Below are 20,187 nucleotides of genomic sequence, written 5' to 3'. Positions count from 1 at the left end.
GGGCGTGAACGCCGAGCACACGGCCCTCGTACTGGTCGAGCTGGGCGCGGTCTTCTTCGGCCTGGGGCTCCTCGCGCGGCTGGCCCAGAAGATCGGCATGTCACCCATCCCGTTCTACCTGCTCGGTGGGCTCGCCTTCGGCGACGGTGGGCTCGTCCAGCTCGGCGGCATCGACGAGTTCACCGACATCGCCGCCGAGATCGGTGTCGTGCTGCTCCTGCTGATGCTCGGCCTGGAGTACACCGCCAACGAGTTGTTCACCGGCCTGCGCAGGAGCTGGGTCGCGGGTGTACTGGATATCGTGCTCAACGCCACCCCCGGCGCCGCCGTCGCCCTGCTGATGGGCTGGGGCTGGGTCGGCGCGCTTGCCATGGGCGGGGTCACCTATATCTCCTCGTCCGGGGTGATCGCCAAGATCCTGAACGACCTCGGGCGCATCGGTAACCGGGAGACTCCGGTGATCCTGTCGCTGCTCGTCTTCGAGGACCTGGTCATGGCGGTGTACCTGCCGATCCTGACCGCGGTGCTCGGCGGCACAGCGCTGCTCGCCGGGGCTACGACGATCGGGATCTCGCTGCTGGTCGTCGCCCTGGTCCTGGTGGTCGCCGCGCGGTACGGCCGGTACGTCTCGGCCGTGCTCTACAGCGAGAACAAGGAGATCTTCCTGCTCAAGCTGCTCGGCGCGGCCCTGCTCGTGGCAGGTGTCGCCGAGTCCATGCACATCTCGGCCGCGGTCGGCGCGTTCCTGCTCGGTATCGCGATCGCCGGGCCCGCGGCGCACAGCGCGGCGAGGCTCCTCGAACCGCTGCGGGACCTGTTCGCCGCCGCCTTCTTCGTGCTGTTCGGGCTCACCACCAACCCCGGCGACATCCCGCCGGTGCTGCACTGGGCCCTGGCACTGGCGGTGGTCACCACGCTGACCAAGCTCTACACAGGCTGGTGGGCCGCCAAGCGCAGCGGGATCGGCACGATGGGACGCGCGCGTGCGGCCGCCGGGCTGATCGCGCGCGGCGAGTTCTCGATCATCATCGCCGGGCTCGCCGTCGCGGCAGGCGTCGGGGACAGCTCCCCCGGGGCCGGTGACAGCCAGCTCGCCGCGCTCGCGGCCACCTACGTACTCCTCATGGCCGGTTTCGGCCCGATCGCCGCACGGTTCGTCGAACCGCTCGTGCGCAAGACGCGGCGTTCCCCGGCGCCGCAGACCACACCGTAGCGGGGCTCAGGAGGCGGTGCCCTCCGGCAGGTCGAAGACGCCGAGCTTGTGCCCCTCGGTGTGCGAGGCCCACTCGGCGAAGGTGAACGACAACGTGCCCGCCTCGGGACGGTTGGAGTTGCGGACCAGCACCTCCGTGTCGGTCAGCATGACCTCCACGCAACTGCTGCCGTTGTGAGAATGCTTGATCCACTGGTGGCGCTGCAGGGACATCGCGGGGCTCGCTTCACGTGCGGCTACAGGGAGTCGGCTAGCTCCTCCATCATATCCACGCTCGTGAGCGGGTCGAGCGCCTTGGTGCGCACGTCGTCGAAGTTCGAGAGCGCCTCGGACACCGCAGCATCGCGCTCGAAGAACTGGTCGCCCAGCGTGGTGTCCACGCTGGCGATCTGGGGAATGCCCTCGTCCAGCCGGTAGATCGAGACCGTCGCGCCGATGAGGTAGTGCTCCCTGGTCCCGAGCGGCAGCACCTGCACGGTGACGTTGGGCAGCTCCCGGCACAGCCGCACCACGTGGCGCAGCTGCCCGCGCATCACCTCGGCGCCGCCGATGTTCTTGCGCAGCGCGGCCTCGCCGACCACCGCCCACAGCTGCAGCGGGTCCGGTTCGCGGGTGAGTACCTCGGCCTGGTCCAGCCGGAACCGCAGCCGGGTCTCCTGCACGCCGGTGAGGTGCCCGGTGGGCGCCAGGACGGCGCGGGCATACGGCTCGGACTGCAGCAGGCCGTGGAACAGCTCCGGGCTGTAGAAGCTGATGGCGCGGGAACCCCGGATGAGGTCGGCGGCCCGGCGCTGGTGGGGCTGGATCTCGCCACCGCCCCGCACGCGGGTGACAGCCCGGTGAGCCTCCCGGTTGACCTGGACCAGGTCGTCCACCTGGTCCTCGGGAGCGCCGTACAGCTCGAGCAACGCGGTGAGGTCGCCGTGGCTGACCTTCGTGCGGCCCTGCTCGATGTTGCCGATGGTGGTCACCGTGCACCCCAGAGTCTCCGCCGCGTCCTCCCTGCTGACGTCGGCTTCGATGCGCATACGCTTCAATGTCGCGCCGACCTGGATGCGCTCGGCAGTGCGGCGCTGTCCGATCGCCATCACGGATTCACCCTTTCAGATGCGTGCAAATTTATTGTCCGCATCCTACACTGTGCGTGTGCGATTGACCACATCGCGCACGCACAGTAGCAGCCTACGGCGACGCGTTGCGCCGCCGTACGAGGTCGTGGGGAGGCTCCGATGAACGGCTCCGAGGCATCGGTAGGAGCGTGGGCAGCGATCGACGGTGACTGCCCGATCGAGTACGTGGTGTGCCGGGACGAGGTCGAGTTCCGGTTCGGCGGCAGGGAAGGGTTCGAGCTGTTCGTGACCGAGCAGGGTCTGCACAGGCTCGCGGACATCAGCGCGGAAGCGCTCACCGCGATGCGTGAGAAGACGTGGCACACCTGAGGTGAGCCCGGCACCGCGCGCGGATACCGGCCCTACAGCTCGACCGCCCGGAACAGCGCTCCCTGCTCGTCCCGCGTCAGCTCGCGCAGCTCACCCGGTTTGGTGTCGCCGAGCTGCACCGAACCGAACGCAGTGCGCACCAGCCGCACCACGGGGTGACCCACCTCGGCGAACATCCTGCGCACGATGCGTTTGCGTCCCTCGTGCAACACCACCTCGACCAGCGTGCGCCCCGGCAACGTGTCGACGACGCGGCAGCGGTCCGGCTTCACCGGCCCGTCCTCGAGCTGCACACCCGCGAGCAGCTGGTTGCACAGCTTGCGTGGCACGGAGCCCTCGACCTCGACCAGGTAAGTCTTGAACACCTCGTACGACGGGTGCATCAGCCGGTGGGCGAGCTCCCCGTCATTGGTCAGCAGCAGCAGACCCTCGGTGTCGGCGTCGAGCCTGCCTACGTGGAACAGCCGCTCGGCACGCCCGGCGACCAGGTCCCCCACGCACGGCCTGCCCCGCTCGTCGACCATCGTCGTGTGCATGCCTCTCGGCTTGTTGAGCGCGAGATAGACCATGTCGGCACGCACCACGACGCGCGTATCGTCCACGTGGATGACCGCGCTGTCCGGGTCGACACGGGTGCCCAGCTCGCGGACCACCGACCCGTCGACCCGCACCCTGCCCTGCACGATGAGATCCTCCGCGGCCCGCCGCGAAGCCACCCCTGCCCGGGACAGCACCTTCTGCAGGCGGATCGACCGCTCGTCCTCAGAAGTCATCAACCGTGTCCACCTCGGGAAGCAACGGGGCGATCGGCGGAAGCTCGCCGAGGGAGGACAGGCCGAGCCGCTCGAGGAACAGCTCGGTCGTGACATACAGGGTGCCGCCCGTTTCCTCGTCGGCACCCGACTCCTCGATCAACCCCCTCGCCAGCAACGACCGGATCACGCCGTCGACGTTGACACCCCGTACGGCCGCGACCCGCGCGCGCGACACCGGCTGCCGGTAGGCGATCACAGCCAGGGTCTCCAAGGCCGCGCGGGTCAGCTTCGACCGCTGCCCGTCCAGCAGGAGCTGCTCCACGAACGGGGCGTACAGGTCGCGGGTGTAGAACCGCCACCCCTCCGCGACCCGCCGCAGGTCGATACCGCTGCTGCGGTCCCGCAGATCCTCGGCCATGGTGCGGAGCATCTCGGTGACCCGCTCCACCGGCTGGTCGACCGAGTTGGCCAACGTCTCCTCGGGGACCGGCGAGTCCACCACCAGCAGCATCGCCTCCAGGGCCGCGATGAGTGACTCGTCGGAGCTGACGTCCACCGTCGAGCGTTCCTCCGCCGTCGCGGCGGGATCCGGGTCGTCGCTCTCCGGCGACGGCTCCGCCCGGGACTCCTCATCGCCCGCGTCAGCAGCGGATCCGGGCACCGCCACGTCAGTGCCCTCGGCATCGGTGGAGCCGGCCAGCGCCGCATCGGCGTTGTCAGCGGAGCCAGTCATCGCCGCCGCAGCGTCGGCTGAACCGGCCACCCCAGCCTCCGCGTCATCAGCGGAGTTAGCCCACGCCGCCTCCGCGTCATCAACAGAACCGGTCCACGCCGCCTCCGCGTCATCAACGGAGCCGGTCCACGCCGCGCGCGTGTCGTCAGAGGTACTCGCCATCGTCGTCTCCGCGTCATCAGCAGAGCCAGTCATCGCCGCTCCCGCGTCATTTAGCAGAGCCAGCCCGCGCCGCCTCCGCGTTATCAGCCATATTCATCGTCCGGTCGCGAGCGATCCGACTCGGCCGCGGCCTGCGCCTCCTCCAGCGAACCGCCCGCCCACTGCACCGTCAGCTCACCCAGCGGGGAGTCCTGTGCGAACTCCACGCTCGCCTCGCGATACAGGTCCAGCAGCGCGAGGAACCGGGCAACGATCTCCATGGTGTGCTGGCAGTCGGAGACGAGCTGACCGAAACTGGCCGAGCCCGCCTCAGCCAACCGGATCCGCAGCGTCGCTGCGTGTTCGCGGACCGACACCGTGACGGTATGCAGATGGTCCAGAGACACCGTCGGTGGCGGCTTCGGTCGGAACGCACTCGCCGCGATCTCGGCGAACCGTTGCGGATCGACGCCGAGCATCACCTCGGGCAACAACCCTACATAGCGCTCCTCCATCGCCACGGAGCGCGGGTAGCGGCGCAACGCCCCGGCCTCCAGCTCCCGGAACATCTCCGCGACCTGCTTGTACGCCCGGTACTGCAGGACGCGCGCGAACAGCAGGTCGCGCACCTCGAGCAGGGCCAGGTCGTCCTCGTTCTCCACCTCCGCGGACGGCAGCAACCGAGCTGCCTTCAGATCCAGCAACGTCGCGGCGATGACAAGGAACTCGGTCGTCTCATCGAGCATCGACTCGGCTTCGAGCGCGCGGGTGTAGGCGATGAAGTCGTCCGTCACCCGATGCAGCGCTACCTCGGTCAGATCCAGCTGGTGCTGCGAGATCAACTGCAGTAGCAGGTCGAACGGGCCCTCGAAGTTGTCCAGGCGTACCTGGAACCGGGTGGAGCTCGTCTCAGCCGGGTTCGCGTCGTCCGAGGCGGCCTCGGCTACCTCATTCATGACACAACCATGTCAGCGAGATCAGGACTGACCTTCGGACTCGTCCTCGGCACTGAGCCGCTGGACGAGCACGGACGATTCGCCCCGCTCCTCGAAATCCGACAGGAGCACGGCGACCGCCTCACGTACCACCCTACCGCGATCCACCGCGAGGTCGTACTTTCCGCGCAGCTCCAACCGGGCGTGCTCCAACGCCAGCAGCTCATCCTGCGAGATATAAACGGTGATCTTGGTGTCGTGCTTGGTGCGCGGGGATCCGCGCCGCGCACCGCCCGCCGAGACCCCCGCGCCACGCTTGCCGTTCTCCCCGGCACCCGTAGTGGAACCGGACTCGCCGGAGTCCCGGGTTCCAGAGGCGGACCCGGACGCGGACCCGGACGACGCCGATGCGGCGTCACCCTTCTCAGGTGCCGACTGCTCCGTGCTCGGCTCAGGCTGAGCCGCCGGGGCGGAGGTACTGCGGAAGAACAGCTCCGAGGCACCCGGCAGTGATGCTCGTTTCGTCACCGACGGATCACCTCACGAGCGAGCTGCCGGTACGCGTGCGCACCATTGGACTTCGGCGACCACTTCGTGATCGGCTCGCCTGCTACCGTCGTCTCCGCGAAACGCACCGTGCGATTGATAACGGTGTCGAACACGGTTTCACCGAATGCTTCCACCACGCGCGCCATAACCTCCTTGGAATGCAAGGTGCGGGGATCGAACATTGTGGCAAGGATGCCCGTGATGTCCAGATCCGGGTTCAACCGTTCCTTGACCTTCTCGATGGTGTCCATCAACAATGCCACACCGCGCAGACTGAAGAACTCGCACTCCAACGGAATGATCACGCCGTGCGACGCGGTCAGTGCGTTCACCGTCAGCAGCCCCAGCGAGGGCTGGCAGTCGACGAGCACGAAGTCGTAGTCGGCGATCACCGGCCGCACCACCCGCATCAGGGTATGCTCCCGCCCGACCTCGGCGACCAGCTGGACCTCGGCCGCCGACAGGTCGATGTTGCTCGGCAGCAGGTCCATCCCGTCGATGACCGTGGGATGCACCAGGTCGCGGGTGTCCAGCGAACGTTCCATGATCGCGTTGTAGACCGTCTGCTCGAGCTCGTGCGGCTGCACCCCGAGCCCGACGGACAGCGCACCTTGCGGATCGAAGTCCACAAGCAGCACCTTCCGCCCGTACTCGGCAAGCGCCGCCCCGAGATTGATCGTCGACGTCGTCTTGCCGACGCCGCCCTTCTGGTTGCACATGGCCAGCACCCGAGCCGGACCGTGCTTGTCGAGCTCGGGGGGTGGCGGGATATCCCGCTTCGGCCTCCCTGTCGGACCCAGTGGCGTGCCGTTGTCCGCGGCCTGCGCCGGCCGCGAAACCGCCGCCTCGCCCGCGGGCTCCGTGGCAGGTGAGACCTGCTGCGAATGGGAAGTCGACATGACGGGATAGCTCCTTGGTCAGCGTGTTCGACGGCAGCTTATGCGCGGAGGTTGACCGGCAGCAATTGGGCTCGCCGAGCCGACGCGAGATGATGCCACCTCACAGGCGTTCCAGCCGTGCCGTCATCGACGATCGGCCCGTTCACCGGCTTGTGAGCGGGCCTGGCGGGCCCGCGGATGCGCGGTCGCGTACACCTCACGAAGTGTGTTCACCGTCACCAGGGTATAGACCTGGGTTGTGGCCACTGACGAGTGACCGAGCAATTCCTGCACCACACGCACGTCCGCACCCCCTTCGAGCAGGTGGGTGGCGAAGGAGTGCCGGAGCGTGTGGGGCGACACCGCCTCGGACAACCCCGCGCGTTCCGCGTTCACCTTGAGCACCTGCCACGCTCCCTGCCTGGACAGGCGCCCACCGCGGGCATTGAGGAACACCGCCGAGGTGCCCCTGCCACGGGTCGCCAGCGCAGGCCGGGCACGCACCAGGTAGGCGTCCAGCGCGTCGAGTGCCGGCCTGCCGATCGGTACGATCCGTTGCTTGCCGCCCTTGCCGTCCAGCACGATGGTGCGCTGCTGGTCGTCGATGTCGTCGAGGTCGAGTCCGATGGCCTCGGAGATGCGCGCGCCCGTCGAGTACAGCAGCTCCAGCAGCGCCCGGTCGCGCAGCGCGCGGTCCCCCTCGATGGGCGGCATGTCCAGCAGGCGCAACACATCGGAGACGGGAAGGGCCTTGGGAAGGCGTCGCGCGTTACGCGGGGGGCGCACGTCCCTGGCCACATCGTGTTCCACGAGGCCCTCGCGGACGGCGAAGCGATGCAACCCGCGCACCGCCACGAGCGTGCGCGCAACAGACGACTCGGCAAGGGCCGGATGCTCGGCCGTGCCCTCCCGCATCGCCAGGACGAACTCGCGCACGTCGCCGTCGGAGACGTCGGCGACATCGGCTCGCTGCCGAGCCCGCAGGAAGGCATGGTAACGCCGCAGGTCACGAGCGTAACTATCCAGCGTGTTACGCGCGGTCCCGCGCTCGACGGCGAGGTGGTTCAGGTAGGCGTCGATGACGTGCCCGAGTTGCCTGCGTGCCACGGCCTTCAGCCTAGGTCACCGGCGGGCCCGTGTCGCTCAGCCACGATGCCGGCGCGCGAACCGCACCGGCCGATCCCGCCACTCGGCATCGGCAGGCCGCGGGTGAGCGGCGCCGGTCAGTACCGCGTGCGCCGCCAGCACCCCGCTCACCGTCGCTCCGTTGACCAGCTCGCCACCGAGCGCCATCCGCACGGCCTCGTCCAGCGGAACCCGGCTCACCACGAGGTCCGCCTCCTCGCCGTCGAGCACGTCACGGTCGACAACGGACAGTTGCCTCGCGAGGAACACGCGGACCACCTCGTCGGTGAAACCCGCGGATGCCGCCGTGTCCACAAGCGTGTCCCAGCGCTGCGCGGTCAGCCCCGCCTCTTCCACCAGCTCCCGCCGGGCCGTGTCGACCGGCTCCTCGCCTGCCGTGTCCAGCAGGCCGGCAGGCAGCTCCCACAACCGCCTGCCGAACGGGTGCCGGTACTGGTGGATGAGGGTGATCCGGTGATCCTCGTCGACGGCAGCGATCGACACCGCGCCGAGATGCTCGACGATCTCGCGGTGCGCCACCGCCCCACCGGGCATCACGACCTCGTCGATGCGCAGCCCGATCACGTGACCCCGGTAGACGTCCTCACTGGACACCACATCGAACTCGTGCGAGCCGGGCTCGGCGCGCTCACCCATCGTCGACCACGTCGACAGGTGTCGGGAGCTCGACGGGAAGGCGATCGGCCACGCTGTAGTCCACAACGGCCTTGACGAAGGCATCGAACAGGGGGTGCGGCCGGGTCGGTCTGCTCTTGAGCTCCGGGTGCGCCTGGGTGCCCACATAGAACGGGTGCACCTCGCTCGGCAGCTCCACGAACTCGACCAGCTTGCCGTCCGGGGACAACCCGGAGAAGAGCAACCCGGCCTTGCCGAGCCGATCCCGGTAGTCGTTGTTGACCTCGTAGCGGTGCCGGTGCCGCTCCGAGATGTCCGTCCTGCCGTACGCCTTCGCGACCTGGGTTCCCTCGACCAGCCTCGCCGGGTAGGCACCGAGCCGCATCGTCCCGCCCATGTCGCGCTCCCCTGCGACGACGTCCTTCTGCTCGGTCATGGTGGAGATGACCGGATCACGGGTACCGGCCTCGAACTCGGCCGAGTGTGCGCCGGTCAGCCCGGCGAGGTTGCGGGCGACGTCGATGACCATGCACTGCAGCCCGAGGCACAACCCGAGAACGGGGATGTTGCGCTGCCGCGCGAAGCGGATAGCACCGATCTTGCCTTCGATCCCGCGAACGCCGAAACCTCCCGGCACGAGGACGCCGTGCACGTCCGACAGGGTCGCCGCGGCGCCCTCCTCGGTCGCGACCTCGTCCGAGGGCACCCACTTGATCTCCACCTTCGCGTGATTGGCGAAACCACCGGCACGTAGGGCCTCGGTCACCGACAGGTACGCGTCCGGCAGGTCGACGTACTTGCCGACCAGCGCCACCCGCACCGTCTCCCGGGGACGGTGCACCCGGTTGAGCAGGTCACCCCAGACCGTCCAGTCGACGTCCCGGAACGGCAGCCCGAGCCTGCGCACGACATACGCGTCCAGCGCCTCGGCATGCAGGACCTTCGGGATGTCGTAGATGGACGGCGCGTCCGGGCACGCGATGACCGCCTCGTCCTCCACGTCACACATCAGGCCGATCTTGTTCTTGAGGTCCTCGGCGAGCTCGCGATCGGCACGGCACACCAGCGCGTCCGGCTGGATACCGATGTTGCGCAGCGCGGCGACGGAATGCTGGGTGGGTTTCGTCTTGAGCTCACCGGACGGAGCGAGATACGGCACCAGCGAGACGTGCAGGAAGAAACAGTTGTCCCGTCCCACATCGTGCCGGGTCTGGCGGCACGCCTCGAGGAACGGCAACGACTCGATGTCCCCGACCGTCCCGCCTACCTCGGTGATGACCACATCCGGTCGCTGGCCGGTTCCGTCCGACTCGCCGAGCGCGAGGATGCGTGACTTGATCTCGTCGGTGATGTGCGGGATGACCTGAACCGTGTCCCCGAGGTACTCGCCACGCCGTTCCTTGGCGATGACCTGCGAGTACACCTGACCGGTTGTCACGTTGGCCCGCCCGGTCAAGTCCCTGTCCAGGAACCGCTCGTAATGCCCGATATCCAGATCGGTCTCCGCGCCGTCCTCGGTCACGAAGACCTCCCCGTGCTGGAACGGGTTCATCGTGCCCGGGTCGACGTTGAGGTAGGGATCGAGCTTCTGCATGGTGACGCGCAGACCACGTGCGGTCAGCAGCTGCCCCAAGCTCGACGCTGTGAGTCCCTTACCGAGGGACGAGGCGACCCCACCGGTGACGAATACGTACTTTACCGCGACCTGTCGGTTCGCCCGACGCTGACTTCCCACGGGCTTTTACGCTAACACTGCCGGTCTCCGGGCGCAGCGCGGAGGCCTTCCGTGTCACTCGCCGTGCCCGCCCGCGGCAGTTCCAGCCGCGTGACCAGGGATTCTTCGCGGTAAGCTGCGTCACGCGGCACTGGGCCCACCCGTGCGACACGCGCTCGGCAGGCGGTCACGAGCCGCCCAGCGGTGGCCTCCGGGACGTGCCCGGCATCGCCGGTACGCACGGTTGTATCGTCGGCAGCGGTGGCGCCTGCCTGCCGGGCACGAACCCGGCCAAGGCCCGGCCGAGACCCGGAAACAACCCGGCCCGGCCACTCGCCCGGCACGCGCCGCGACATCCGCGACGGCAGAAACGGCACAGCAGTGAGCAACTCCACGGTCGGATCCCACTCCCCGGCTCCCGGAGCCGACTGGGTCGTGCCCACCCCCGAGCGGCCCGTCGACGCCACGGTCCGGGTGCCGGGGTCGAAGTCCATCACCAACCGTGCCTACGTGCTCGCCGCGCTGTCATCCACGGCGACCCTGGTACGGCACCCGCTGGACTCCAGGGACGCGCGCCTGATGACCGACGCGCTCGGCGTGCTCGGCGCGCGCAGCGAGCACACCGACACCGGCGTGCGCATCCACCCCCTCGAGCCACGGCGTTGCCCCGACCCCGCCGAGATCGCGCTCGGCAACTCCGGGACGGTGGCGCGGTTCACGCCCCCGCTCGCCGCGCTCGGCCCGGCAACGGTCCGGTTCGACGGCGATCCCCCCCTGCGCAGGCGTCCGATGGCCGGCGTGCTTCGCGCGCTGCGTGACCTCGGCGTCGACATCGACGACGGGGGTGACCCGGCGCCGCCGTTCACCGTGCGCGGCGCAGGGAGCGTGCGTGGCGGGGTCGTCGACGTGGACGCCTCGGCATCGAGCCAGTTCCTGTCCGCACTCCTGCTGGCCGGTCCGGCGTTCGCGGAAGGCATCACCGCACGGCTGGTCGGGTCGTCCCCGCCGAGCGGGCCGCACATCGCGATGACGCTCGACCTCCTACGCACCTTCGGCGCCGACCCTTCGCGGGACGGGAACGAGTTCCACGTGCCGCCTGCCACGCTCGGCTGCCCCGACTACACGGTCGAACCGGACCTGTCCAGCGCCGCACCCTTCCTCCTTGCGGCCGCCCTCACCGGCGGCTCGGTGCGCGTGCTGGACTGGCCTGCCAGCACCACGCAGCCGGGCGACTGGGTGCGTAGCCTGCTGACCGAGCTGGGTGTGTCGGTAACGACCGACGAGCGCGGTGTCACGGCGACCGGCTCGGGAGAGCTTCCCGGAGTCGAGCTCGACCTGCACGATGTCAGCGAGCTCACGCCCGTCGTCGCGGCGATGCTGTGCTTCGCGGCGGAACCGTCGACCATTCGCGGTGTCGCGCACCTGCGCGGGCACGAGACGGACAGGCTGGCGGCCCTGGCCGCCGAGCTGAGCGGGCTGGGCGGCCGAGTCACCGAGACCGAGGACGGGCTCCGCATCGTGCCGTCCCCGATGCGCTCCGGGACGTTCCACACCTACGACGATCACCGCCTGGTGATGGCCGCCGCGCTCATCGGCCTGCGGGTCCCGGGAGTCGCCATCGAGAACCCGGCAACAGTCGGCAAGACGTTCCCCGGTTTCGTCGAAGCGTGGTCCGGGATGCTCGGCGCGTAGGGCGTGTCTCGCGCCCTCAGGACCCGGAGGATCCGGCACCGGGAGCGGGCGCGCCTGCGTTGCCCGCGATCCCGTACTGGCCGGACTCCCCCTCGAGTTGCTCGCGCAGCGCCAGCACCGTCGCCACACGGCCTGCCGCGGTATCCGCGTTGTCCACCGTTGACAGCACACCCGAGGCGGAGCTGTCCGCGCGGGCGACCCCGACCGGGCCGTTGCCACTCGCCGACCCCGCGGCACCCGCGAGTACCGTGCCGGCACCGGACTTGTCCATCCCCACGGCGAACCGCGCGACAGTGGCCGCGCGGTCGCCCGCGCCGTCACCTTCTGACTCGCCCCCCGTCAGCACAACAGCCAGCTGCGCGGGTTCGACGTCCTCGTCCGCCTCGACGAACCCGCCGTCGGCGAGCCCGCGCAACACGGCAGCCTGCTCGTCGGAGCTCGCCTGCTCGTCAGCGGATTCGGCGTCCAGCAACAGCGTCTGTCCCAGCAAGGAACCGGCCAGCCTGCCAGGGCCTCCCGAGGTGGGCAGCTCCGAACCGGAAGGCTGCAACCTCGTCACGATGTCGACGAGCCGGTCCGACTTGGCGGGGTCGGCGAACGCGCCGGTCAGCCGCACCTCGCCCGTCACGCGCGCCCCGGCATCCTCGATGAGGTCGGCGATGGCGTCCCGGTCCGTCGGGTCGGCGTCCTCGGTCGTGAACAGCACCACGGAACGCTCGTCGAGACGCTCCGAGACGACCCGCGGCCCGACCGAACTCGCGAACCCGTCCGCATCGGCCAGTCGTGCCTGCAACGCGTTGCGTTCGGTCTCCAGCTCCGACACCCGGGAGGCCAGCTCGCTCTTGTCGTCGGCGAGCCCGGACAGCAGCGTGCCGCTCAGCGTCGTCGAACCGAGCACCACTCCGACGGCCAGGGCCAGGAAGGCCGCCGCGATGGACACGATGTGGTAGCGCAAGGTGATCACTGGAGCCACCCCCTACCCCACTCGAGGAGTCCTCGCCACTGGTTCCAGGCCCAGTCCACATAGACCCCACCGACATCGGAGACGGCCAGCGCGGTGATCACCGCGATGAGTGCGGCTGCCACCAGCAGCAGCACCGCCGCCAGCGAGACCCTGCTGTGATGCAGCGTCGCCACGGCCTTGGCGTCGACGAGCTTCGTGCCGACCTTGAGACGGGTGAGAAACGTCGACGGGTTCGACCCCGACCGTCCCTGGTCGAGGAACTCCTGCAAGGTCGCCTGGAAGCCTACGGTCACCACGAGGCCCGCGCCGTGCGATTCGGCGAGCAGCAACGCGAGGTCCTCGGGGTTGGCCGAGGAGGGGAATGTGACCGCGCCGATGCCCAGGTCCTGGATGCGCTCCACCCCCGGCGCGTAGCCGTCCGGCTGCGCGGGAACCACGACCTCGCCTGCGCCCTTGAGCGTTTCCGAGGTGATCCCGGTGGGATCGCCAACGATGACGTCCGGGGTGTAGCCCAGCTCACGCAGCGTGTCGGCTCCCACGTCCACTCCGACCAGCACGGGACGGTGCTCGCCGATGTACTTCTTGAGCCGCTTGAGGTCTCGCAGATGCCCGGTCCCCGCGGCCACGACGACAACATGCCGGTCCCGCATGGCGACACGGAGATCGGGAACTCCGACACCGTCGAGGATCAGCGTGCGCTCTCGGCGGAGGAACTCCATCGTGTTCGCCGAGAACGCCTCCAGCTGCGAGGTCATCCCGGCTTTCGCCTCGATCATCTGATCGGCGACGCTTTCCGGTGTCTGCACGGTGCCCCTGGCGATCTCCCGTTCGCCGCTGTAGAGCACACCTTCGTGCAGCCGTACCTTGCTGCCGTCCTTGATGCTGTGCAGCACATCGGAACCGGCCCCGTCGACAAGCGGAATGCCCGCCCCGACCAGGATCTCGGGTCCCAGGTTGGGGAACCGGCCCGAAATGGACGGTGACGCGTTCACCACACCGCCGACCTCGGCTTTGACCAGTGAGTTCGCCGTCGCCCTGTCCAGATCGACGTGATCCAGCACGACGATGTCGCCCGGGCCGACCCGGCGGAAGAGCTCCCTGGTGCGCCGGTTCACCCGTGCCACACCTGTCACGCCGGGAAGCGTCTCGGTATTCCTGGAGAGCACTCCGCTAAGCTTCATGACCCGCATACTGGCAAACGTCCGGACCAACCTGGCTACGCCACGCCGTCGAGTCTCCGGGTTTCTTCTTGCCGTGTGCCGGAGTGCGTGGTAACGAGACCCCGCAGCCGAGCCGGACCACTCGGCTCACCCGGCTGCCCGGACGTCCGTTCCGTGCGGTCGCCGTCCGCACGCCACCCGACGGCAGGCCCGCACCCCGTCAGCGCTGTTCCTTGTCCGCCTCAGCGGCGTTGAGTAGTTCCTCGGCGTGCGCGCGGCCGGTCTCGGTGCTGTCCATCCCGGCGAGCATGCGTGCGAGCTCGGATACCCGGTCCTGCGGATCGAGCGTGCGCACGCAACTGCTGGTGATTCCGTCGTCGGTTCCCTTGTCCACGACCAGATGCCGGTCGGCGTAGGCGGCCACCTGCGGCAGGTGCGTCACGACCACGACCTGGTGGCTGACGGCCAGCCGCGCGAGCCTGCGACCGATCTCCACGGCGGCCCGCCCGCCGACGCCGGCGTCGACCTCGTCGAAGACCAGGGTGGGGACGGTGTCGGCGTCGGCGAGCACCACCTCGATCGCGAGCATCACCCGTGACAGCTCACCGCCGGAAGCGGCTTTGTGCAGCGGCAGCGCCGAACTGTCCGCATGCGACCGCAAGCGCATCTCGACCTCGTCGATCCCGTCGGGTCCGGCATGGCACTGCGTGCCGTCGACAAGCAGTGCCGACTCCCCTTCCGAGCTCTCCGCCCGGCGATGCCGCACGTCGACCTCCAGCTCGGCCTGCGGCATGGCCAGGCCACCGAGCTCGGCCGTGACCGCCGAGGCCAGCCGGCCGGCCGCCGAGGAGCGTGCCGCGCTGAGCCGGGCCGCATGCCCGGCGAGCTCGGTCGCGAGCTCGTCCTGCCTGGCGGCCAGCTGCGCGAGGGCCTCCTCCGAGGTATCCATCGAGGCCAGTCGCTGGCGGGCGTCCTCCGCCCAGGACAGCACCCCGTCGATGTCCGCGGCGTACTTGCGCGTCAGCTTCTTCAGCTCCGCCTGCCTGGCCAGCAGGGTGTCCAGCTGGCCAGGGTCGGCCTCCAGCTCATCGAGATAGCCGGACAGCTCGGCGCCGACGTCCTCGAGCAGCACGCTCGCCTGCTGCAACCGCGGCTCCAGCTCGGCGAGAGCCGGATCGTTGCTTCCCGCGAGCCTGCGCCGGGCGTCGCCGAGCAGCCCCAGGGCACCGGGTTGGTCCGGATCACCCTCCAGCGAGCCGGACACCGCCTCCTGTGCCGCGCCCGCGACGGTGCGCAGTTCGTCCACCTCGCTGAGGCGCTTGATCCGTTCGGCGATCTCGGTGTCCTCACCGGCTTGCGGTCCCACCGACTCGATCTCCTCGAGTCCGTGCCGCAGCATGTCCGCCTGCTGGGCCAGTTCCCGCGACCGGTTGGTCCGGTCGATGAGCTCCGCGCGGACCGCCTGCCACTCGGCACGCACACGCTGGTACTCACCAAGCGGCTCGGACACGCCGTCGCCCGCGAAACGATCCAGCACGGCGCGCTGCTCACCGGCCCGCATCAGCCTGAGCTGGTCGTTCTGGCCGTGTACCGCGATCAGCTCGTCCGCGAGCTGGGCCAGCACGCCGACCGGGACGGACCGTCCCCCGAGATACGCGCGTGAACGCCCTTCGGTACTGACCGTACGCACCGCGATGACGCTGCCGTCCTCGTCGGTCTCTGCGCCGGCCTGCGTGATCACCTCCGCCGCGCCACCGGCGCCGTCCGGGGTGAACCTCCCCTCGACGGCTGCCCTGGTCGCGCCCGAACGCACCCGCGACGCGTCGGACCTGCCCCCTGACAGCAGGTGCAGCCCGGTGACCACCATTGTCTTACCGGCACCCGTCTCCCCGGTGACGACCGTGAACCCCTGGTCCAGATCCAGCAGGGCATCATCGATGACCCCGATGCCGTTGATCCGCATCTCGCCCAGCACAGTCCCACCGTAGCCGCTCGCTCAACGTGACGGGCGCCGCACGCGAGTTGTGGCGCCCCAACGGGCCGGGCCCGGCTCAGGGGCGGTCCGTACGCGGGTGCCGCTCCCGCCAGCTCTTCACGGGCAGATCGAACTTGTACACCAGACGGTCGGTGAACGGGCCGTCCCACAAGCGCACCAGGGACACGGGGATCCCGCCCGCGGCCACCTCGATGCGCGCACCGCTCGGCAGGTCGACATGCCGGGAACCGTCGCAGGTCAGCACCCCGGGTGAACCGGACGGATCCGTGTCCACCGTGATCACCGAGTCACGCGAGACCACCATGGGCCTGGAGAACATCGCGTGCGCGTTGCTCGGCACCACGAGCAACGCCTCGACATCGGGCCAGATGATCGGGCCGCCCGCGGAGAAGGCGTAGGCCGTGGAACCGGTCGGCGTCGCGCACAGCACGCCGTCGCAGCCGAACGACGAAACCGGCCTGCCGTCGATGCTGATCAGCGCATCCAGGATCAGCTCGCGCGAGCTCTTCTCCACGCTGGCCTCGTTCAGCGCCCAGGTGCGCGCGAGCGTCTCGTCGCCGAGCGCCACCGTGACGTCCACGGTCATCCGCTCCTCGATGCTGTAGCTGCCCGCGACGATGCGCTGCACGGTCTCGGCGAGCGCGTCCGAGTCGGCTTCCGCCAGGAAGCCCATCCGGCCGAGATTGACCCCGAGTACCGGCACCCGCGCCTGCCGCGCGACCTCGGCGGCGCCCAGCAGGGTGCCGTCACCGCCGAACACGAACACCAGCTCCACCCCGGCAGCCGGATCGTCCTCCGGGGCGACAAGGGTGTACGGCATGGCGCCCCCGCCGGCGTCCGGCTCGCCGACCAGGAACGCGCCCACCTCCGCATTGAGTACCCGCAGCCGGAACCCGGCGGCGACGAACAGCTCCCCGACCTCGCGGACGGCCGCCCGGCTACCCGGGCGATCGGGGTTCGCCACGAGGAGCACTTCCCTGCTCGCCGTATCGCGCTCGGTCATCGCGGCCCCTCCTGTACGGCCGCGCGCACCGCGGCCGCCACATCGCCGACGTCCTCTCCAGCCGGCTCACCGGCATGCCGGCTCGCCGCGCCCCCGGTAGGACGGCGCAGCCACACGAAGTACTCCACGTTGCCCGACGGCCCCGGCAGCGGGCTGGCCACCACACCGCGGAAGTGGAGTCCGTGCTCCCGTGCCGAATCCAGCACCTCGAGGACCGCCTCCTCGCGTAACGCCGGGTCGCGCACGACTCCACCCCGCCCCAACCGTGCCTTGCCGACCTCGAACTGTGGCTTGATCATGGGTACCACGTCGGCGCCGTCCGCGACGCAGCGGGCGAACGCCGGAAGGACCAGCCGCAGCGAGATGAACGACAGGTCGGCCACGACGACATCGGCGGCGCCACCGATCAGCTCCGGGGTCAGGTCCCGCGCGTTGGTCCTGTCGAGCACGATGACGCGCTCGTCGGTACGCAGCCGCCAGTCGAGCAGACCACGTCCGACGTCGGTGGCCACGACCTCCCTGGCTGCGCGCCGCAGCAGGACGTCGGTGAACCCGCCCGTGGACGCCCCCGCGTCCAGGCAGCGCCTGCCGGTCACGACCAGTCCCCGGGGCTCGAACATCTCCAGCGCGCCGAGTAGCTTCTCGGCTCCCCTGGACGCCCAACCCGGATCGGAGTCCTCGCGGACCTGGATCGGCGCTCCCTGATCGACGCCGGTGGCGGACTTGACGGCAACCATACCGCCGACCGTGACCAGCTCGGCCGCGATCAGCGAGGCCGCGTGCTCACGCGAGCGCGCCAGCCCGCGGCGGACGAGCTCGGCGTCCAATCGTGCTTTGCGAGGCACGGCGCTAGCCCTCGTGGCGCTCGCCGAGGAGTGCCCGGCCGTGGAACGGCCGCGAACGCACTGCGGTGCTCACGAGCTACACCTTGTCGATGTCCGACAGCGCGACCGTGAGCTCGGTGTGTACGGCCTCGAAACGCTCCACGTGCTCCGCAAGCGGTAGCTGCTCGAGCTCGTCCAACCGGCTGACGGCCTCGGTGATCCCGACCTTCGGATCCCTGTCCTGGGCAGCATCGTCCTCGTGCCGCTCGCCGTCCGGGGCCGCCGCGCCATCCTGGTCGTCGTGTGTCTGCACGGTGTTCACGGTAGTCGATACCGGCCCACGCGACACGCTCACCACCCGGTTCACGTGCCAGGCAACCGCGCCAGCACGGCCGCGGTGTGCTCATCGGCGGCTTTCACCGACTCCACGCCGGCTTGCCAGGCCGGCACGCACAGCGCGCGCAGCAGCTCCAACGGATCCGTACAGCCTGCCACGCTGCTCGCCAGCAGCGCGCCCTCGGCAACCTCCACCCGCCACCCCGGGCGGGGACCGACGGTCAGGCGCCTACCGGGCCCGGTCAGCGACGTCATGTCCGCTGCCACGTAGGTGGGGCGTCGCCCTGGCCCTGCGGCGAGCACGTCCCGGGGCGTGCTGACCCCGCTCAGTACGAGCATCGCGTCCATACCGGCGGCGCTCGCGCCTGCGACGTCGGTGTCGAGACGATCCCCGACCACCAGCGGCCGCCGCGCGCCCCCGGTCCGTGCCGCCCGATCGAGCAGCAGCGGCGCGGGTTTACCCGCCACCGTCGGCGTCAGACCTGTGGCCGTGCGCAGGGCCGCAACCATCGCACCGTTCCCCGGGAGCTGGCCGCGCTCGGTCGGCAAGGTCGGGTCGGTGTTGCAGGCCACCCACCGCGCCCCCGCGGTGATCGCCTGGCATGCCTCGGCGAGGTCCGCCCATCCCGTGCTCGGCGAATGGCCCTGCACCACCGCTGCGACATCATCCGTACAGGTACGCGTGACACGCATGCCAGCGGCGGAGACTTCGTCGCCGAGCGCGGTAGTGCCGACGACGAGTACGGTACTGCCCTCGGGCACGGCATCCGCGACCGCCGCGGCCGCCGCCTGCGCGCTAGTCACCACCTCGGCGGGCTCCGCGGCGACCCCGATGCCGGCCAGCCGCTCGGCGACCTCGGCGGGGCTGCGTGCGGCGTTGTTGGTCACGAACCGCACGGTCGTGCCTCGCTGGCGCGCCGTACCGAATACCTCGGCTGCGCCAGGGATCACCCTCCTGCCGTGATGGACCGTGCCGTCCAGGTCGACCAGCAACGCATCGTACTCGTCGAGCAGGCTTCGCATGCTCAGGCGCGGTCCTCGACCGTGCCCTGCCCTTCGGCCCCGGCCAGCTCCGCGGCCAGGTCCGAGGCGCGCTCGGCGGCGTCGGTGTCGGACTCGGTATCGGCTTCGGCCGCGTGCAGGAACCACTGCAGCGCCTCATCCGAACGCCCCGCGGCCAGCAGGTTGTCGGCGTAGGCGTAGAACAACCGGCCACTCCACGGGTCGCGGCGCTGCGGATCCAGGTCGGGCCCCTGCAACGCGATCACCGCGGCGTCCGGCTGCCCCAGGTCGAGTCGCGCCCCGGCGGCGACGATCCGGAGCTCGACCGCCACCTCGGCCGGCAGTGAACGGAGGTCGGTTTCGCGCAGTATCTCCAGCGCCCTCTCCGGTCGGCCGTTCGCCCGCTCGGCATCGGCTATCACCGGCAGATGCATGTCGGTCCGCGACATCCTGCGCACTGCCCGCAGCTCGGACAGCGCCTGCGACCACTCGCCTGCGTGGTAAGCAGCCAGCCCGACCGCCTCGCGTACCACCGCGATCCGGGACGCGATCGACTTGGCGTACTTGGCGTGCTCCAGAGCCGTGACCGGGTCGCTGTCCACCAGTTCCCGGGTGGCTACCAGGTGCCGGCCCACGCGCTCGGCCACGTCCTTGGGCAGGCTCCGCAGCTCCGCGCGCACATCCTTGTCCAGGTCGGTGTGCACGAACTCGTCGTCAAGCGCAGGCGCGGGCGTACGCTGCCGGTCACCGTCCCGGTCGCCCTTGCGCGGCCGGGACGGACCGCCCCCGCGACCGCCTCGATCGCCTTCCCTGTCTCTGCTCGATCCAGGCACGCGTACTCCCTCAAGGATCTCTCGTGGCGTCACGACCGCGCCTCGCGCCGGATCGTTCGGACAACCTCTCGGCTCGCCGGTCGGCGTGCCGGCGCCCCCGCACCCCGCGAAGGCCTCATCAGCTACTTTACCTGTCTACCGCACACAGAACTGTGCCGGACCCCCGATACGGGGATCCGGCACAGTCGAAGTTTGGTGGCCGGCGGTGTCCTACTCTCCCGCACGCCTGTCGGGTGCAGTACCATCGGCGCTGGCAGGC

General features: G+C 69.9%; 21 protein-coding genes. 3 read left to right on the top strand and 18 right to left on the bottom strand.

Annotated features, from left to right (window positions below; genetic code table 11):
- Positions 1–4 precede the first annotated feature (4 nt).
- Positions 5–1,213 carry a cation:proton antiporter domain-containing protein gene (locus H0B56_RS22270; protein ID WP_180895084.1) on the top strand — a complete coding sequence of 403 codons (1,209 nt, stop codon included), beginning with the start codon at positions 5–7 and terminating at the stop codon, positions 1,211–1,213.
- Between the two features lie 6 nt (positions 1,214–1,219).
- On the opposite strand, the gene H0B56_RS22265 is transcribed toward H0B56_RS22270, so the two are convergent.
- Entirely contained in the window at positions 1,220–1,426 is a 207-nt protein-coding gene (locus tag H0B56_RS22265; protein WP_089303176.1) for a DUF397 domain-containing protein, read from the bottom strand.
- 23 nt (positions 1,427–1,449) lie between these two features.
- Positions 1,450–2,301, bottom strand: a complete 852-nt coding sequence (locus H0B56_RS22260) for a helix-turn-helix domain-containing protein (RefSeq protein WP_246361445.1) — start codon at positions 2,299–2,301, stop codon at positions 1,450–1,452.
- A gap of 141 nt (positions 2,302–2,442) precedes the next feature.
- On the opposite strand from H0B56_RS22260, the gene H0B56_RS22255 reads away from it, so the two are divergent.
- Positions 2,443–2,652, top strand: coding sequence for a hypothetical protein (locus H0B56_RS22255; RefSeq protein WP_180895082.1), 210 nt, complete (start codon positions 2,443–2,445; stop codon positions 2,650–2,652).
- Positions 2,653–2,684: 32 nt separating this feature from the next.
- Here the strand turns inward: H0B56_RS22255 and H0B56_RS22250 are convergent, their stop codons facing one another.
- The 8 genes from H0B56_RS22250 to pyrG all read right to left on the bottom strand — a co-directional run bounded on the left by H0B56_RS22250 (position 2,685) and on the right by pyrG (position 10,139).
- Positions 2,685–3,425, bottom strand: coding sequence for a pseudouridine synthase (locus H0B56_RS22250; RefSeq protein WP_180895081.1), 741 nt, complete (start codon positions 3,423–3,425; stop codon positions 2,685–2,687).
- Positions 3,415–4,140: an SMC-Scp complex subunit ScpB gene (gene scpB, locus H0B56_RS22245; RefSeq protein WP_180895096.1), complete on the bottom strand. Its 726-nt coding sequence runs from the start codon at positions 4,138–4,140 to the stop codon at positions 3,415–3,417. The genes H0B56_RS22250 and scpB overlap by 11 nt, the downstream gene beginning before the upstream one ends.
- A gap of 245 nt (positions 4,141–4,385) precedes the next feature.
- The gene (locus H0B56_RS22240) at positions 4,386–5,237 is read right to left on the bottom strand and encodes a segregation and condensation protein A (RefSeq protein WP_180895080.1); all 852 of its coding nucleotides are present in this window, start codon (positions 5,235–5,237) and stop codon (positions 4,386–4,388) included.
- Positions 5,238–5,258: 21 nt separating this feature from the next.
- Complete coding sequence (locus H0B56_RS22235) at positions 5,259–5,744, bottom strand: cobyrinic acid a,c-diamide synthase (RefSeq protein WP_180895079.1); 486 nt, start codon at positions 5,742–5,744, stop codon at positions 5,259–5,261.
- Positions 5,741–6,664 carry a ParA family protein gene (locus H0B56_RS22230; RefSeq protein WP_180895078.1) on the bottom strand — a complete coding sequence of 308 codons (924 nt, stop codon included), beginning with the start codon at positions 6,662–6,664 and terminating at the stop codon, positions 5,741–5,743. Before H0B56_RS22230 ends, H0B56_RS22235 begins: the two co-directional genes overlap by 4 nt.
- Positions 6,665–6,787: 123 nt before the next feature.
- On the bottom strand, positions 6,788–7,750 hold the full coding sequence (gene xerD, locus H0B56_RS22225) for a site-specific tyrosine recombinase XerD (RefSeq protein ID WP_180895077.1): 963 nt from the start codon (positions 7,748–7,750) through the stop codon (positions 6,788–6,790).
- 36 nt (positions 7,751–7,786) lie between these two features.
- On the bottom strand, positions 7,787–8,425 hold the full coding sequence (locus H0B56_RS22220) for an NUDIX domain-containing protein (protein WP_180895076.1): 639 nt from the start codon (positions 8,423–8,425) through the stop codon (positions 7,787–7,789).
- Entirely contained in the window at positions 8,418–10,139 is a 1,722-nt protein-coding gene (pyrG, locus tag H0B56_RS22215) for a CTP synthase (protein ID WP_180895075.1), read from the bottom strand. The genes H0B56_RS22220 and pyrG overlap by 8 nt, the downstream gene beginning before the upstream one ends.
- Positions 10,140–10,499: 360 nt before the next feature.
- Here pyrG and aroA point away from each other — a divergent pair, with 360 nt between their 5' ends.
- Positions 10,500–11,810, top strand: coding sequence for a 3-phosphoshikimate 1-carboxyvinyltransferase (gene aroA, locus H0B56_RS22210; protein WP_180895074.1), 1,311 nt, complete (start codon positions 10,500–10,502; stop codon positions 11,808–11,810).
- 16 nt (positions 11,811–11,826) lie between these two features.
- On the opposite strand, the gene H0B56_RS22205 is transcribed toward aroA, so the two are convergent.
- The 8 genes from H0B56_RS22205 to H0B56_RS22170 form a co-directional block, all read right to left on the bottom strand.
- Positions 11,827–12,774 carry a copper transporter gene (locus tag H0B56_RS22205; protein WP_180895073.1) on the bottom strand — a complete coding sequence of 316 codons (948 nt, stop codon included), beginning with the start codon at positions 12,772–12,774 and terminating at the stop codon, positions 11,827–11,829.
- Positions 12,771–13,955: a putative cytokinetic ring protein SteA gene (steA, locus tag H0B56_RS22200; protein ID WP_180895072.1), complete on the bottom strand. Its 1,185-nt coding sequence runs from the start codon at positions 13,953–13,955 to the stop codon at positions 12,771–12,773. The genes H0B56_RS22205 and steA overlap by 4 nt, the downstream gene beginning before the upstream one ends.
- Positions 13,956–14,154: 199 nt before the next feature.
- A complete protein-coding gene (gene recN, locus H0B56_RS22195) occupies positions 14,155–15,909 on the bottom strand; it encodes a DNA repair protein RecN (RefSeq protein WP_180895071.1) in 1,755 nt (584 codons plus the stop codon).
- 76 nt (positions 15,910–15,985) lie between these two features.
- Positions 15,986–16,933 carry an NAD kinase gene (locus H0B56_RS22190; protein ID WP_180895070.1) on the bottom strand — a complete coding sequence of 316 codons (948 nt, stop codon included), beginning with the start codon at positions 16,931–16,933 and terminating at the stop codon, positions 15,986–15,988.
- Entirely contained in the window at positions 16,930–17,778 is an 849-nt protein-coding gene (locus tag H0B56_RS22185; protein WP_180895069.1) for an SAM-dependent methyltransferase, read from the bottom strand. The genes H0B56_RS22190 and H0B56_RS22185 overlap by 4 nt, the downstream gene beginning before the upstream one ends.
- Before the next feature lie 76 nt (positions 17,779–17,854).
- Entirely contained in the window at positions 17,855–18,070 is a 216-nt protein-coding gene (locus H0B56_RS22180) for a hypothetical protein (protein ID WP_180895098.1), read from the bottom strand.
- Between the two features lie 50 nt (positions 18,071–18,120).
- Complete coding sequence (locus tag H0B56_RS22175) at positions 18,121–19,116, bottom strand: HAD-IIA family hydrolase (RefSeq protein WP_180895068.1); 996 nt, start codon at positions 19,114–19,116, stop codon at positions 18,121–18,123.
- 2 nt (positions 19,117–19,118) lie between these two features.
- Positions 19,119–19,928 carry a tetratricopeptide repeat protein gene (locus tag H0B56_RS22170; protein WP_343064008.1) on the bottom strand — a complete coding sequence of 270 codons (810 nt, stop codon included), beginning with the start codon at positions 19,926–19,928 and terminating at the stop codon, positions 19,119–19,121.
- Positions 19,929–20,187: the final 259 nt, after the last annotated feature.

Source organism: Haloechinothrix aidingensis (assembly GCF_013450155.1).
Classification (GTDB): Bacteria; Actinomycetota; Actinomycetes; order Mycobacteriales; family Pseudonocardiaceae; genus Haloechinothrix; species Haloechinothrix aidingensis.
Note: the sequence above shows the minus strand (reverse complement) of the source record. Positions and strands in the feature narration are given on the sequence as shown.

Coding starts and splice junctions, on each gene's coding strand:
- H0B56_RS22265 (WP_089303176.1), bottom strand. CDS start 1,426: ATGTCCCTGCAGCGCCACCAGTGGATCAAGCATTCTCACAACGGCAGC.
- H0B56_RS22260 (WP_246361445.1), bottom strand. CDS start 2,301: ATGGCGATCGGACAGCGCCGCACTGCCGAGCGCATCCAGGTCGGCGCG.
- H0B56_RS22255 (WP_180895082.1), top strand. CDS start 2,443: ATGAACGGCTCCGAGGCATCGGTAGGAGCGTGGGCAGCGATCGACGGT.
- H0B56_RS22250 (WP_180895081.1), bottom strand. CDS start 3,425: ATGACTTCTGAGGACGAGCGGTCGATCCGCCTGCAGAAGGTGCTGTCC.
- scpB (WP_180895096.1), bottom strand. CDS start 4,140: ATGACTGGCTCCGCTGACAACGCCGATGCGGCGCTGGCCGGCTCCACC.
- H0B56_RS22240 (WP_180895080.1), bottom strand. CDS start 5,237: ATGAATGAGGTAGCCGAGGCCGCCTCGGACGACGCGAACCCGGCTGAG.
- H0B56_RS22230 (WP_180895078.1), bottom strand. CDS start 6,664: ATGTCGACTTCCCATTCGCAGCAGGTCTCACCTGCCACGGAGCCCGCG.
- H0B56_RS22220 (WP_180895076.1), bottom strand. CDS start 8,425: ATGGGTGAGCGCGCCGAGCCCGGCTCGCACGAGTTCGATGTGGTGTCC.
- steA (WP_180895072.1), bottom strand. CDS start 13,955: ATGAAGCTTAGCGGAGTGCTCTCCAGGAATACCGAGACGCTTCCCGGC.
- H0B56_RS22190 (WP_180895070.1), bottom strand. CDS start 16,933: ATGACCGAGCGCGATACGGCGAGCAGGGAAGTGCTCCTCGTGGCGAAC.
- H0B56_RS22175 (WP_180895068.1), bottom strand. CDS start 19,116: ATGCGAAGCCTGCTCGACGAGTACGATGCGTTGCTGGTCGACCTGGAC.